The 12,872-nt window shown below is 72.3% G+C and carries 11 protein-coding genes; 8 read left to right on the forward strand and 3 right to left on the reverse strand.

Features of this window, described 5'->3' with window-relative positions; genetic code table 11:
* The first annotated feature begins 149 nt into the window (after positions 1 to 149).
* Both QQM72_RS36845 and QQM72_RS36850 read left to right on the forward strand, forming a co-directional pair.
* Positions 150 to 1,019 (forward strand): alpha/beta fold hydrolase, encoded by an 870-nt coding sequence (locus QQM72_RS36845; protein ID WP_314225151.1) that lies wholly within the window; start codon positions 150 to 152, stop codon positions 1,017 to 1,019.
* A 45-nt stretch (positions 1,020 to 1,064) separates the two neighbouring features.
* Positions 1,065 to 2,582, forward strand: coding sequence for an esterase/lipase family protein (locus QQM72_RS36850; protein ID WP_314225152.1), 1,518 nt, complete (start codon positions 1,065 to 1,067; stop codon positions 2,580 to 2,582).
* A 27-nt stretch (positions 2,583 to 2,609) separates the two neighbouring features.
* On the opposite strand, the gene QQM72_RS36855 is transcribed toward QQM72_RS36850, so the two are convergent.
* Positions 2,610 to 4,214, reverse strand: coding sequence for an acyl-CoA synthetase (locus QQM72_RS36855; RefSeq protein ID WP_314225153.1), 1,605 nt, complete (start codon positions 4,212 to 4,214; stop codon positions 2,610 to 2,612).
* A gap of 173 nt (positions 4,215 to 4,387) precedes the next feature.
* On the opposite strand from QQM72_RS36855, the gene QQM72_RS36860 reads away from it, so the two are divergent.
* The 6 genes from QQM72_RS36860 to QQM72_RS36885 all read left to right on the forward strand — a co-directional run bounded on the left by QQM72_RS36860 (position 4,388) and on the right by QQM72_RS36885 (position 9,502).
* Positions 4,388 to 5,188: a crotonase/enoyl-CoA hydratase family protein gene (locus tag QQM72_RS36860; RefSeq protein ID WP_314225154.1), complete on the forward strand. Its 801-nt coding sequence runs from the start codon at positions 4,388 to 4,390 to the stop codon at positions 5,186 to 5,188.
* Between the two features lie 153 nt (positions 5,189 to 5,341).
* Positions 5,342 to 6,292, forward strand: coding sequence for a Zn-ribbon domain-containing OB-fold protein (locus tag QQM72_RS36865; RefSeq protein WP_314225155.1), 951 nt, complete (start codon positions 5,342 to 5,344; stop codon positions 6,290 to 6,292).
* Positions 6,289 to 7,338: a thiolase domain-containing protein gene (locus QQM72_RS36870; protein WP_314225156.1), complete on the forward strand. Its 1,050-nt coding sequence runs from the start codon at positions 6,289 to 6,291 to the stop codon at positions 7,336 to 7,338. Before QQM72_RS36865 ends, QQM72_RS36870 begins: the two co-directional genes overlap by 4 nt.
* A complete protein-coding gene (locus tag QQM72_RS36875) occupies positions 7,335 to 8,501 on the forward strand; it encodes a thiolase domain-containing protein (protein WP_314225157.1) in 1,167 nt (388 codons plus the stop codon). The genes QQM72_RS36870 and QQM72_RS36875 overlap by 4 nt, the downstream gene beginning before the upstream one ends.
* An 83-nt stretch (positions 8,502 to 8,584) precedes the next feature.
* Positions 8,585 to 8,827, forward strand: a complete 243-nt coding sequence (locus QQM72_RS36880; protein WP_020126126.1) for a DUF397 domain-containing protein — start codon at positions 8,585 to 8,587, stop codon at positions 8,825 to 8,827.
* Between the two features lie 177 nt (positions 8,828 to 9,004).
* Entirely contained in the window at positions 9,005 to 9,502 is a 498-nt protein-coding gene (locus QQM72_RS36885) for a hypothetical protein (RefSeq protein ID WP_133913251.1), read from the forward strand.
* 7 nt (positions 9,503 to 9,509) lie between these two features.
* Here QQM72_RS36885 and QQM72_RS36890 read toward each other — a convergent pair whose 3' ends face one another.
* Both QQM72_RS36890 and QQM72_RS36895 read right to left on the reverse strand, forming a co-directional pair.
* Positions 9,510 to 11,429 (reverse strand): N-acetylmuramoyl-L-alanine amidase, encoded by a 1,920-nt coding sequence (locus QQM72_RS36890; protein ID WP_314225158.1) that lies wholly within the window; start codon positions 11,427 to 11,429, stop codon positions 9,510 to 9,512.
* 245 nt (positions 11,430 to 11,674) lie between these two features.
* A complete protein-coding gene (locus QQM72_RS36895; RefSeq protein ID WP_314225159.1) occupies positions 11,675 to 12,814 on the reverse strand; it encodes an aminoglycoside phosphotransferase family protein in 1,140 nt (379 codons plus the stop codon).
* Between the last annotated feature and the right edge of the window lie 58 nt (positions 12,815 to 12,872).

Consider the following 12,872-nt stretch of genomic DNA (forward strand, 5'->3'; position numbering starts at 1 on the left):
ACCATGCCAATACGGACGACCGATCATTCGGTCGATCTTCCTCGGGATCAGTAATCCAGGCCGGCCGGCCGCAGGCAAGAGGGCGGCGGTGACTTTCGTCCGGGTGAACTCCGTTGCGGACCGGTCCGGTCCCCGTCGAGGATCGGGGCATGCCGACCTTCACCGCCCCGGACGGGACCGAGCTCGCCTACCACGTACGGGGCGAGGGCGAGCCCCTCGTCGTCCTGCCCGGCGGACCCATGCGCGCCTCCGCCTACCTCGGCGACCTCGGCGGTCTCGCCGCCCACCGCCGCCTCGTCCTCCTCGACCTGCGGGGCACCGGCGACTCCGCCGTCCCGGCCGACCCGGCGACCTACCGCTGCGACCGGCAGGTCGACGACGTCGAGGCGCTGCGCCTGCGGCTGGGACAGGAGCGGATCGACGTGCTCGCCCACTCGGCGGGCGGCAGTCTCGCGCTGCTGTACGCGGCCCGGTATCCGCACCGGGTGTCGCGGCTCGCGCTGATCACCGCCACGCCGTGGGCCCTGGGCCGGCCGGCCACGGCCGAGGACCGGCTGACGGCGGCTCGGCTGCGCACGGACGAACCCTGGTTCGGCACGGCGTACCCGGCGTTCGAGGCGTGGCTCGCGGGCGGGGGCGATCCCGACTGGGAGGTCGTCGGAGCCTTCTTCCACGGCCGGTGGGACGCCGCCGCCCGCGCTCACGACGCCGCCGCGGACGGGCAGACCAACTCCGAGGCGGAGAAGGCGTTCCTGGACCCGGAGGCCTTCGACCCGCCCGCCCTGCGGGCCGCCCTCGCGGCCGTGGCCGTCCCGGTCCTGGTGCTCGCCGGCGAGGTGGACGGCGGTCCCCGGCCCGCACTCGCCCGGCTCCTCGCCGACGCCTTCCCGAACGCCGAGTTCGCCGTACAGCCCGGTGCCGGCCACTATCCGTGGCTGGACGACCCGCAGTGCTTCGCCGGACGCGTCGGTGCCTTCCTCGCCGCCGCACCGGTCGCCGGTTCGGGCCCGCCCGCCTAGACTTGAGGGTGCCTCCACCAGCGAACTCGAGCCGCGGAGTGGGCCATGCCCGACCAGCCGAAGCTCCCCATCGTGTACGTGAGGGGACTCGCGGGCGACACCTCGGGAATCAACAGTGCCGTCCAGGACCCCTTCTACGGCTTCAACGAGGGATCGACGCACGTGCGCGTCGGACCGGACGACAAACCCGCGTTCCACCAGTTCGAGAGCCCGTTGCTGCGGCTGCATCTCGACGAGGGGTATCGGATCCTGGTGCAGGGCGGCCAGGAGACCTACCTGGACACGCACGACCAGATCCCTTCCGACAGCATCTGGATCCACCGCTTCTACGACGTCTCGGCGAGCACCTGGGGCACGAGTCCCAGGAAGTTCCGCCTCAAGGACGCGGCCGAGGACCTGCTCCGCCTCGTGAGGAAACTCAAGGAGAAGAGCGGCGCGCCGCGGGTCCACCTCGTGGCCCACTCCATGGGCGGCCTCGTCTGCCGCTGTCTGATCCAGAAGATCCTCCCCGAGCTGGGCGAGGATCCGGCGGACCACGTGGACAGGTTCTTCACCTACGGCACACCGCACGGGGGCATCGCCTTCGACGTCGGGTTCGGTCTCGTCGAGCGGCTGATGGCCGCCACCGGCATCAGCGGCGCCGACGTCTTCGCCCCCCGGCGCATGTACGAGTACCTCACGCCCGACTCGCTGCGGGAGGACGGTGGTCCGCCGAAGAACTGGGACCCGCGGGAGATCCCCGAGGGCGGATTCCCGCCGCACCGGGTCTTCTGCCTGGTGGGCACGGATCCCACCGACTACGACGTCGCCCACGGCCTGTCCGCGCGTGCCGTCGGCGCGCGCAGCGACGGGCTGGTGCAGATCGACAACGCCCAGGTGCCCCACGCGCACCGGGCGTTCGTCCACCGCAGTCACAGCGGACGCTACGGACTCGTCAACTCCGAGGAGGGCTACCAGAACCTCCAGCGCTTCCTCTTCGGCGACCTGCGGGTCCAGGCCGACCTGGTCGGCGTCCGGCTGCCCCGGGAGAGCCGGGAGAGTCGCGGCACCAGCTGGCAGGCCGAGGTGCGGCTGGCCGTGCGCGGGCTGCCCAGCGTGATGCACGAACAGCTGGCCGCCCACTGGTGCCCGATCCAGCTGCCGGAACCGCACGGCGACGGCACGGCCGCCGAGCCCGTCCCCCTGGCGACGACCTTCCTCAACAGCAAGGCGCCCCGGCCCCCGGAGAGCCCCACGCTGCGTTACGCGCTGCACCTGCGGATCCTGTCGCTGCGGGAGCGGGACGGGATCCTGCGCTTCACCGACCACCTCGAACAGACCGCGGACTTCGCCGACATCCTCGTGGTCGACGTCGGCTCCGCCGAGCCGGGCCCGGGTGTCTGGGCCGTCTGGAACTCGGACCTGCCCGGCGCCATCTGGGAACACCGGCCCACCGGTACGCCGTGCGGCGACGAAGACCCCCGCGGTGGCGTCTGGCTGGCCCACGTCCCCCTCCCCGCGACGGCGGCGCCGATCCTGGGGGAGGGGGCGAGCATCCGGCTGACGGTCACGCCCTGGGGCTGACACCACGCGGCCGACCGCCCGGCCGGGTCAGCGGTCCTCGGCGACCGCCACCTCGCGCGCCCACCGGTAGTCCGCCTTCCCGCTCGGCGAACGGCGGATGGCCTCCGCGACCACCAGCTGACGCGGGATCTTGTAGCCGGCGAGCCGGGAGCGGCAGTGACGCTGGATGTCCTCCAGCGAGGGCCGCGCGGCGCCGTCGCGCACCTGCACGACAGCCGCCACATGGTTGCCCCACGTCGGGTCCGGCACCCCGGCCACCAACGCGTCGTACACGTCCGGATGGGACTTCAGCGCCTGCTCGACCTCCTCGGGGTACACCTTCTCGCCCCCGGTGTTGATGCACTGCGAGCCGCGCCCGAGGACCACGACCACGCCCTCCTCGTCGACGGTCGCCATGTCGCCGAGCAGCACCCAGCGTTCGCCGTCCTTGCGGAAGAAGGTCTCGGCCGTCTTCGCGGGGTCGTTGTAGTAGCCGAGCGGCACGTGGCCGCACTGGGCGACCCGCCCGACCTCGCCTGCGGCGACCGGCTCGTGGGTGGCCGGATCAACGACCCGGGTACGGGAGTTGACGCGCACCCGGAAGCCGCGCTCGGGCCCCGAGTCCTCCGTCGCCGTGCCGTTGAACCCGGACTCGGAGGAGCCGAAGTTGTTCAGCAGCATCGCGTTCGGCATCAGCGCCCGGAACTGGCGGCGGACCGTGTCCGACATGATCGCGCCCGACGAGGACACGCTGAACACCGACGAGCAGTCCGTGCCCCTCAGGGGGCCTTCGAGCGCGTCGATCAACGGCCGCAGCATCGCGTCGCCCACCAGGGAGATGCTGGTGACCTTCTCCCGCTCGATCGTCCTCAGCACTTCCTCGGGCACGAACTTGCGGTGGATCACCACGCGTTGGCCGAAGTTGAAGCCGATGAAGGCGGTGAGGGTGGAGGTGCCGTGCATCAGCGGCGGGGTGGGGAAGAAGGTGATCCCCGTGCCGCCGGCCGCGACCCGCTCGGCGATCTCCTCCGGCTTCTTCACCGGCTCCCCGGTGGGTGAGCCGCCGCCCAGACCCGAGAAGAACAGGTCCTCCTGACGCCACATCACCCCCTTGGGCAGCCCCGTTGTGCCGCCGGTGTAGATGATGAACTGGTCGTCGCCGGAACGGGCCGGGAAGCCGCGCTCGGGAGAGCCGCCCGCCTCGGCGTCCGCGAAGGAGGTGATGCCGTCACCCGACGGCCCCACCCGTATCAGGTGCCGCAGCCCCGGAGTCTGCGGCAGCGCCGCCGCCACCCGGTCCGTGAACTCCGCGTCGAAGACGAGCGCCACGAGGTCCGCGTCCCGGTAGAGGTAGACCAGCTCCTCCTCCACGTAACGGTAGTTGACGTTGACCGGCACGATCCGCGCCTTGAGGCAGCCGAGCACCGTCTGGAGGTACTCGACGCCGTTGTACAGATGCAGGCCGAGGTGCTCGCCAGGGCGGATCCCGCTGTCGAGGAGGTGGTGGGCGACGCGGTTGGCCGCGGCGTCCAGCTCCGCGTACGTCAGACGGCGTTCCGCGCCCGTGCCGGGGTGGTCGACGTACACGAGGGCCTCACGGTCCGCCGCCACGTCGACGACCGACTCGAACAGGTCGGCAAGGTTGTACTCCACCGCTCCTCCTGACCGGGGGCCTGCTTCTCCGACGGTTCGTCGGTCATCTGAGCAAAGGGGGCGGCAAGTGGGAAGGGCTCGCGCCAATAAATCTGACTGACTGTCAGAAAACCCTTGAACTGCCATCACGCCTCCTGCAACCTGTTTTCGTTCTTTCCGAGGGGAGACCTGCGATGGGCGGCACCGAACACCTCACCGTGCGCCGCGAGGGCGCCACACTCGTGCTCACGCTCAACAGACCGGAGGCCAGGAACGCGCTCTCGATCGCCATGCTCGTCGGTCTGTACGACGGCTGGCTCGAGGCCGACGCGGACGACTCCGTCCGTTCGATCGTCTTCACCGGCGCGGGCGGCTCCTTCTGCGCCGGCATGGACCTCAAGGCCCTGGCCGGCCGCGGCATGGAAGGCGAACAGCACCGCGACCGGCTCAAGGCCGACCCCGACCTGCACTGGAAGGCGATGCTCCGCCACCACCGCCCCCGCAAGCCGGTGATCGCCGCCGTCGAGGGGTACTGCGTGGCGGGCGGCACCGAGATGCTCCAGGGAACCGACATCCGCGTCGCGGGCGAGTCCGCCACCTTCGGGCTCTTCGAGGTGAAACGCGGCCTCTTCCCGATCGGCGGCTCGACGGTCCGGCTGCCGCGCCAGATCCCGCGCACCCACGCCCTGGAGATGCTGCTCACCGCCCGGCCCTACACCGCCCGCGAGGCCGCCGGCATCGGGCTGATCGGGCATGTCGTGCCCGACGGCACCGCCCTGGACAAGGCCCTGGAGATCGCCGAACGCGTCAACGCCTGCGCGCCACTCGCCGTGGAGGCCGTCAAGGCGTCCGTGTACGAGGCCGCCGATCTGACCGAGACCGACGGGCTCGCCGCCGAACTCGCCCGGGGCTGGCCGGTGTTCGACACCGACGACGCGAAGGAAGGCGCCCGCGCCTTCGCCGAGAAGAGGCCGGCGGTCTACCGGCGTGCGTGATGCTCCGCCGGGTGAGTGGTGGCAAGCGCCGTTCGCCCTGCTGCGGGTCCGTCGTGGCTGGTCGCGCCCACGCGGCGGAGCCGCACGCGGTACCGCCCCGCGCCCCTTTCGGGGCGCTCCCGCTGACGTCGGCTTCCCGAGGAGGCAGCCCCGATGCCCGAAGTTCTCAAAGCGCCGCTTGTCGTCGAGTTCCCCTTCACCCGGTCCCTCGGCCCCGTCCAGAGCGCCTTTCTCACCGGTCTGCGCGAGCGGGTCGTGCTCGGGGTGACGGCCACCGACGGCCGCACCCTCGTCCCGCCCGTCGAATACGACCCGGTCACCGCCGACGAACTGCGTGACCTGGTCGAGGTCGCCCCCACCGGCACGGTCACCACCTGGGCCTGGAACCACGCCCCCCGCCGCGGACAGCCCCTTACCACCCCCTTCGCCTGGGTCCTGGTCCGGCTCGACGGCGCCGACACCGCCCTCCTGCACGCCCTCGACGCCCCCGGCCCCGACGCCGTGCACACCGGAATGCGCGTCCGGATCCGCTGGGCCGAGGAACGCACCGGCGCCATCACCGACATCGCCTGCTTCGAGCGTTACGACGGCGAGCCGGCCGAACTCACGGGCAGCACCGGCGAGTTCGCGGACCCGGTCGGCGGCATCGTCGCCGCCGCCCGGCTCGACTACACCTACTCGCCCGGCCGCGCCCAGAGCGCCTACATCAACTCCCTCGCCGACCGCAGGACCGTCGGCGAGCGCTGCCCGTCCTGCCGCAAGGTGTACGTGCCGCCGCGCGGGGCCTGTCCCACCTGCGGCGTCCCGACCGCCGAGCAGGTCGAGGTCGGACCGCGCGGGACCGTCACCACCTTCTGCATCGTCAACATCAAGGCCGCGCATACGGCGAATCTCGGCATCGAGGTGCCCTACGTCTACGCCCACATCGCCCTCGACGGCGCCGACCTCGCCCTGCACGCCCGCATCGGCGGCATCCCCTACGACCAGGTACGCATGGGCCTGCGCGTAGAGCCCGTGTGGACGGACGGCGCCCGCTACCCCGACCACTACCGCCCGACCGGCGAACCCGACGCGGACTACGACGCCTACAAGGAGCTGCTATGACCCGGGACATCGCGGTGGTGGCCTTCGCGCAGACCGACGTCCTGCGCACCACCGACGAGCTCTCCGAGGTCGAGATGCTCATGCCGGTCCTGCACAGCGTCCTGGACCGGACCGGCCTGAAGACCGCCGACATCGGCTTCACCTGCTCCGGCTCCAGCGACTACCTCGCCGGCCGGGCCTTCTCCTTCACCCTCGCCCTCGACGGCGTCGGCGCCTGGCCGCCCATCTCCGAGTCCCATGTCGAGATGGACGGCGCCTGGGCCCTGTACGAGGCATGGACCAAGCTGCTCACCGGCGACGCCGACACCGCGCTCGTCTACTCCTACGGCAAGTCCTCACCCGGCTCCCTGCGCGACGTGCTCACCCGCCAGCTCGACCCGTACTACGTCGCCCCGCTGTGGCCCGACTCCGTCGCCCTCGCGGCCCTCCAGGCGCAGGCCCTGATCGACGCCGGCGACACCGACGAGCGTGAACTCGCCGCGATCGGTACCCGCAGCCGCCGGGTCGCGACCCTCAACTCCCGTGCACAGCTGCGTGGTGCGGTCCCCCAGGGGGACTACGTCGTACGGCCGCTGCGCACCGGCGACTGCCCGCCCGTCGGCGACGGCGCCGCCGCCGTGATCCTCGCGGCCGGGGAGCGGGCCCGCGAACTGTGCTCCCGGCCCGCCTGGATCAGGGGCATCGACCACCGGATCGAGGCCCACTCGCTCGGCGTGCGCGACCTGACCGACTCGCCCTCCACCCGCCTGGCCGCGGAACGGGCCGGCGTCTTCGAACGGCCCGTCGACACCGCCGAGCTGCACGCTCCGTTCAGCGCCCAGGAAGTCGTCCTGCGCAAGGCGCTGCGGCTCGACGACAGCGTGCGGGTGAACCTGTCCGGCGGGGCCCTCGCCGCCAACCCGATGATGGCCGCCGGCCTCATCCGCGTCGGCGAGGCCGCCGCCCGTGTCCACCGGGGCGAGTCCGACCGCGCCCTCGCCCACGCCACCTCAGGACCGTGTCTCCAGCAGAACCTGGTCGCCGTACTCGAAGGGGAACCGCGATGAGCAAGGAGCCCGTGGCCGTCGTCGGGATCGGCCAGACCAAGCACGTCGCGGCCCGCCGGGACGTGTCGATCGCGGGGCTGGTCCGCGAGGCCGCCCGCCGCGCCCTCGACGACGCCGAGCTGACGTGGGCCGACATCGACGCCGTCGTCATCGGCAAGGCCCCCGACTTCTTCGAGGGCGTCATGATGCCCGAGCTCTACCTCGCCGACGCGCTCGGCGCGGTCGGCAAGCCGATGCTGCGGGTGCACACGGCAGGCTCGGTCGGCGGGTCCACCGCGCTCGTCGCCGCGGGCCTCGTCGCGGCCCGCGTCCACGGCACCGTGCTGACCCTCGCCTTCGAGAAACAGTCCGAGTCCAACGCCATGTGGGGACTGTCCCTGCCGATCCCCTTCCAGCAGCCGCTGCTCGCCGGGGCGGGCGGATTCTTCGCGCCGCACGTGCGGGCGTACATGCGGCGCAGCGGCGCCCCGGACACCGTCGGCTCGCTGGTGGCGTACAAGGACCGGCGCAACGCGCTGAAGAACCCCTACGCCCACCTGCACGAGCACGACATCACGCTGGAGAAGGTCCAGGCCTCGCCCATGCTCTGGGACCCGATCCGCTACTCGGAGACCTGCCCCTCCTCCGACGGCGCCTGCGCGATGATCCTCACCGACCGGGCCGGCGCCGCCCGCGCGCCCCGGCCGCCCGCCTGGATGCTCGGCGGCGCGATGCGCAGCGAACCGACCCTGTTCGCGGGCAAGGACGCCGTGTCCCCGCAGGCGGGCCGGGACTGCGCCGCCGACGTCTACCGGCAGGCCGGCGTCACCGACCCGCGCCGCGACATCGACGCCGTCGAGATGTACGTGCCGTTCTCCTGGTACGAGCCCATGTGGCTGGAGAACCTCGGCTTCGCCGACGAGGGCGAGGGCTGGAAACTGACCGAGGCCGGGGTGACGGAGCTCGACGGCGACCTGCCCGTCAACATGTCGGGCGGCGTCCTGTCCACCAACCCCATCGGAGCCTCCGGCATGATCCGCTTCGCGGAGGCGGCTCTCCAGGTGCGCGGTCAGGCCGGGGAACACCAGGTGGAGCGTGCCGGGAAGGTCCTGGGGCACGCCTACGGCGGCGGCTCGCAGTTCTTCTCCATGTGGCTCGTGGGAGCGCGGCCGCCTCAGTCCTGAAAGGTCCCCCTCACGTGCTCTGTCGGCGTCCGGGACCGATCGCTAGGCTGACTCGCGGACGACGAACCGGGAGGAGCACGGACGTGGCCGAGAGCACCATCCAGCAGCAGCCGCTCACGGGCTGGGACAAGCCGGAGCTGGACCTCAGCAACGCCGAGTGGCAGTCCAGCAGCCGGGGGCGGGGGGATGTCCAGATCGCCTTCGTCGAGGGATTCATCGCGATGCGCAACAGCGGCAGCCCCCAGAGCCCTTCGCTGATCTTCACGCCCGCCGAGTGGGGCGCGTTCGTGTCGGGGGCGCGGGAGGGGGAGTTCGACCTGACCTGAGACGTGTGTCGGCCGCACGGCCGGCACACGGAGCCTGCCCGGACCGGACGACCCGACGCGGGAACGGGGCGGACAGGCGTCGGCCGCCACCACCCGGGGAGTGACGGCACCTCCGGGACGACGGACCGCGTCCCTCCCGGCGGTCGCCGGACGGCGCTGTCCACGTACCATGGCGGCATGTCGTTCCTCCGCCGCCGCAGCGCCACTCCCGCCGGGCCCGACTTCGACGTCCTGGCCATGGATCCGGGCGACTGGCCCGGCAATCTGGGTGCCGGGCTGCTGCCCGCCCCCGACGGCAGCTGCCAGGGCGTCTTCCTGCGCTACGACCTCTTCGGCGGCCGAGGCCCCGCGATGATCATCGGCAATCTGCCCGAGGGATCCCCGGCCCGCGAGGTGGCGGAGGGCGAGGTCCCCTTCGAGGTCGCCCAGCTGCTGCTCGCGCTGGAGAACGACGAGGAGGTGACCGTCGTCGGCACCGAGGACATGCCGGTGATGCAGGGCGACAACCTCTTGATCGTACGCCGTCTCAAGCTCTCCGAGGGCCGGATCTCCTGCGTGCAGTTCGACCGCAGCGACAACGTCCTGGTGACCATCGCCGCCTGGGACCGCCCCATCACCGACGACCTGTACGCCCTGCTGAAACCGCTCCCGGCGGAGCTGTTCCAGCAGGGCTGAGGCGCCGCTACGACGTGGAGGACATCAGCTTCACGTCCGCGGCCCGCACGAACGCCACCCGGTGGCCGTACTGGATCTCGTAGTACTGGTCCTCACCTGTCACCACCCGGTGCGAGCCGGTGGCGAAGGTGACCGCGTAGTAGTACTCGCCCGGCACCTTGTCACCGACCACGTACTTCTGGCCCTTCGGCAGGGCGTATGGAAGCGGTGACACCGCCTGGGCCGGGACGCCCGCCGGGTAGGCCGACGCCTCGGGGTAGGCGCGGCCGTAGACCGGAACGCTGTCGCGGCCGTCCTTCGGGGTGATCACCTGGCCCGCCGCGGGTACCGCCGTCGGCCGGTCCTTCGGGTTGTGGAACCACGCCTTCTGACCCAGGTACCAGATCGCCGTCCAGTCACCCCACCGGTCGGCGACCGCGTACTGCTGGCCGGTGGACACCCGCGAGGAGGTGTCGTTCACGCCGGTGGTCGGGGCCGAGCCCTGACCGATGTCCTTGATCAGGGCCGACTTCTCGTCGTGGTCGGAGTACAGCCGCACCGCGCCCGAACCGTGCGCCGCGCACGGCTCACCCTTGGTGACACAGTCCGTGTACACCGGCTGGTTGGCGAGGTAGTCCGGCCGGATCGTCACCAGAGCGCCGCTCCTGCGCGCCGTCGCCGCGAAGGGCCGGTCCAGCAGCTCGAAGTAGTGCCGCCAGTCCCAGTAGGGGCCCGGGTCGGTGTGCATCCCGGAGACGGCCGCGGTGGTCGGCCCGGGCACGTTGTCGTGACCCAGGATGTGCTGCCGGTCCAGCGGGATGCCGTACCGCGTGGCCAGGTACTTCACCAGACGCGCCGACGACCGGTACATCGCCTCCGTGTACCAGGAGTCCGGCTGGGCGAGGAAGCCCTCGTGCTCCAGGCCGATCGACTTGGCGTTGACGTACCAGTTGCCCGCGTGCCAGGCCACGTCCTTGGCCTTCACATGCTGGGCGACATGCCCGTCGGTGGAGCGCAGGGTGTAGCTCCAGGACACATAGGTGGGGTCCTGGACCATGTTCAGCACCCCCTCCCAGCCGCCCTCGGTGTCGTGCACGACGATGTACTTGATGCTCGGCGCTGCGGGCCGGTCGCCGAGGTCGTGGTTGCCGTAGTCGTTGTCGCCGAACTGCTCGTACGGCGCCGGGATCCACTCGCAGGACACCGTCGTCGGGCACTCGGTGCCGGCCGTGGAGGCCGTGCGCAGGCCGGTCTTCCGCAGCTGGGCGGTCCGCGGGGCCAGGTCCGGCACGGCGGCCAGGGCGACCGGCCCACCGGCGTCGGTGTTGCGCTCCGCGCCGGTGCGGAGCACGTCGAAGACGTCGTCGGCGTAACCGGCGGCCGTCGCGCGGTCGTCCGCGCCAGAGAAGCGCGCCACCGCGCCGTACCAGTCCGCCGGGTCACCGCTCAGCGGCTCGCCCAGGCCGCGCTGCGCGGCGGCCAGGAGCGCGGCGCCGCCCGCGATGTTGGCCGCGGGGTCCGTGCGCAGCTCCTCGGCGCTCAGGCCGGTCAGCTCCGCCGCCCTCGGCAGGGTGCGCAGCCGGGCCGGGAGCTCCTCGCCCGCCGGGAGACTCGTCTGCGGGACACGGGCCGGGCGGGCGCTGTCGCCACGGGCGTCCTCCGCGCCCTGGCTGTGGTGCGGTGCCGCGGCGAGCGCGGTACGCGCGTCGGTGAGGTGCATCGGTCCGTAGCCGCCGGTCACGCTCGGCGCTCCGCCGTGCGTGTCCCAGCGGGACTGGAGATAGGAGACGCCCAGCAGCAGGCTCCGCGGCACGTGGTACTCGGCGGCCGCGACGGCGAAGGCCCGCTGGAGGCTGGTCGCCCCGGCAGCCAGGGAGGCCGAGGGACCGGTGGCCTCGGCCGGGGAGGCCGCGCCGAGCAGCGGGAGCAGGAGAGCCGCCGACGCCATGGCGCCTGCGGCTCTACGGGTGGGTCTGCCAGGTCCGGGGTGAGTGACGGGTTTTCGCAATGCGGCCTCCTGGGACGAGCGGGCGGGGCGTGCGGGGCCGGACATGAGCCATCTGCCAGCGGCTTGCCGACAACCCGTCAATCATGCCCACAGACACGAGATTTCCCGTGCCAAGACACCGCTGACGCACCCCGGGGGCCCGCGGCGCGCCGCCGTTCAGGCGCAACCTCGGACCCCCCGTCCCCTCAGCGGGTGCCGACCGCCGCGCGTACGGCCCGGCGGGCCAGCTGGCAGTCGTCGTGCAGCCGTCGCAGCAGCAGGCGCTGTTCCTCGCCGGACGGCGTGCCCCCCGGATGGCCCCCCGGAGCCGGCGGGGTGACGTCGTGCATCGAACGCTGCACGGCCGTCTCGTAGGTACGGATCTCGCGGGTCAGCACCAGCATCAGGTTCACCAGGAAGGCGTCCCGGGAGGCCGGGCCCGCCGACTGGGCGATCTGGCTGATCTGACGGCGCGCCACCGGCGCGTCGCCCAGCGCCGACCACAGGGTCGCCAGGTCGTAGCCCGGCAGATACCAACCCGCGTGCTCCCAGTCCACCAGCACTGGACCGGCCGGTGAGAGAAGGATGTTCGACAGGAGGGCGTCGCCGTGACAGAACTGGCCCATGCCCTGCCGGCCCGCGGTGGCCGCGATGCCGTGCAGCAGCTTCTGGAGGTCGCCGAGGTCCCGGTCGGTGAGCAGACCCAGCTCGTGGTAGCGGGAGATCCGGGCGGCGTAGTCCAGCGGGGCGTCGAACGTCCCCGCCGGCGGCCGCCAGGCGTTGAGCCGGCAGACCGCGCCGAGTGCCGCCCGGACGTCGGCCCGCGGCGGGGCCTCGGTGGGGTGCCGCTGGAGTGCCGCCACCCGGCCGGGCATCCGCTCGATCACCAGTGTGCAGTTGTCCGGGTCCGCCGCGATCAGTCTCGGCGCCCGCACCGGAGGGCGGTGCCGGACGAACGTGCGGTACGCGGCTATTTCGTGCCGGAATTGTTCGGCCCATACGGGGGAGTGGTCGAGTAAACACTTGGCGACCGCCGTGCTGCGGCCGGTCGTGCCGACCAGCAGCACCGAGCGTCCGCTGCGGCGCAGCACCTGGACCGGCGCGAACTCCGGGCAGATCCGGTGCACGGACGCGATCGCCGTGCGCAGCTGGGCGCCCTGGGGGCCGGACAGGTCGAGTCTCCCGCTGAGGGGCTGGGTGCCGAGCCCCGCGGGGCGCCGGGCAGGACCGGCGCCGAGTACGGGACCCGCGGACCGCGCGGCGGGGTCGAGGTAGGGGCCGCCGCCGCCCGGGCGGGTGTGCAGCGACCGGGGCGGGGCGGACACGGAGGACGATGCTGCGTACATGGGAGAAACAGATCCCTTCGTGTGCCGGACGTCAGAACGCTGCCCCGACCGGTCCTTT

The sequence above is a fragment of the Streptomyces zaehneri genome (assembly GCF_032248645.1).
GTDB lineage: Bacteria > Actinomycetota > Actinomycetes > Streptomycetales > Streptomycetaceae > Streptomyces > Streptomyces coriariae.

Coding starts and splice junctions, on each gene's coding strand:
- QQM72_RS36845 (WP_314225151.1), top strand. CDS start 150: ATGCCGACCTTCACCGCCCCGGACGGGACCGAGCTCGCCTACCACGTA.
- QQM72_RS36850 (WP_314225152.1), top strand. CDS start 1,065: ATGCCCGACCAGCCGAAGCTCCCCATCGTGTACGTGAGGGGACTCGCG.
- QQM72_RS36860 (WP_314225154.1), top strand. CDS start 4,388: ATGGGCGGCACCGAACACCTCACCGTGCGCCGCGAGGGCGCCACACTC.
- QQM72_RS36865 (WP_314225155.1), top strand. CDS start 5,342: ATGCCCGAAGTTCTCAAAGCGCCGCTTGTCGTCGAGTTCCCCTTCACC.
- QQM72_RS36870 (WP_314225156.1), top strand. CDS start 6,289: ATGACCCGGGACATCGCGGTGGTGGCCTTCGCGCAGACCGACGTCCTG.
- QQM72_RS36875 (WP_314225157.1), top strand. CDS start 7,335: ATGAGCAAGGAGCCCGTGGCCGTCGTCGGGATCGGCCAGACCAAGCAC.
- QQM72_RS36885 (WP_133913251.1), top strand. CDS start 9,005: ATGTCGTTCCTCCGCCGCCGCAGCGCCACTCCCGCCGGGCCCGACTTC.
- QQM72_RS36890 (WP_314225158.1), bottom strand. CDS start 11,429: ATGGCGTCGGCGGCTCTCCTGCTCCCGCTGCTCGGCGCGGCCTCCCCG.
- QQM72_RS36895 (WP_314225159.1), bottom strand. CDS start 12,814: ATGTACGCAGCATCGTCCTCCGTGTCCGCCCCGCCCCGGTCGCTGCAC.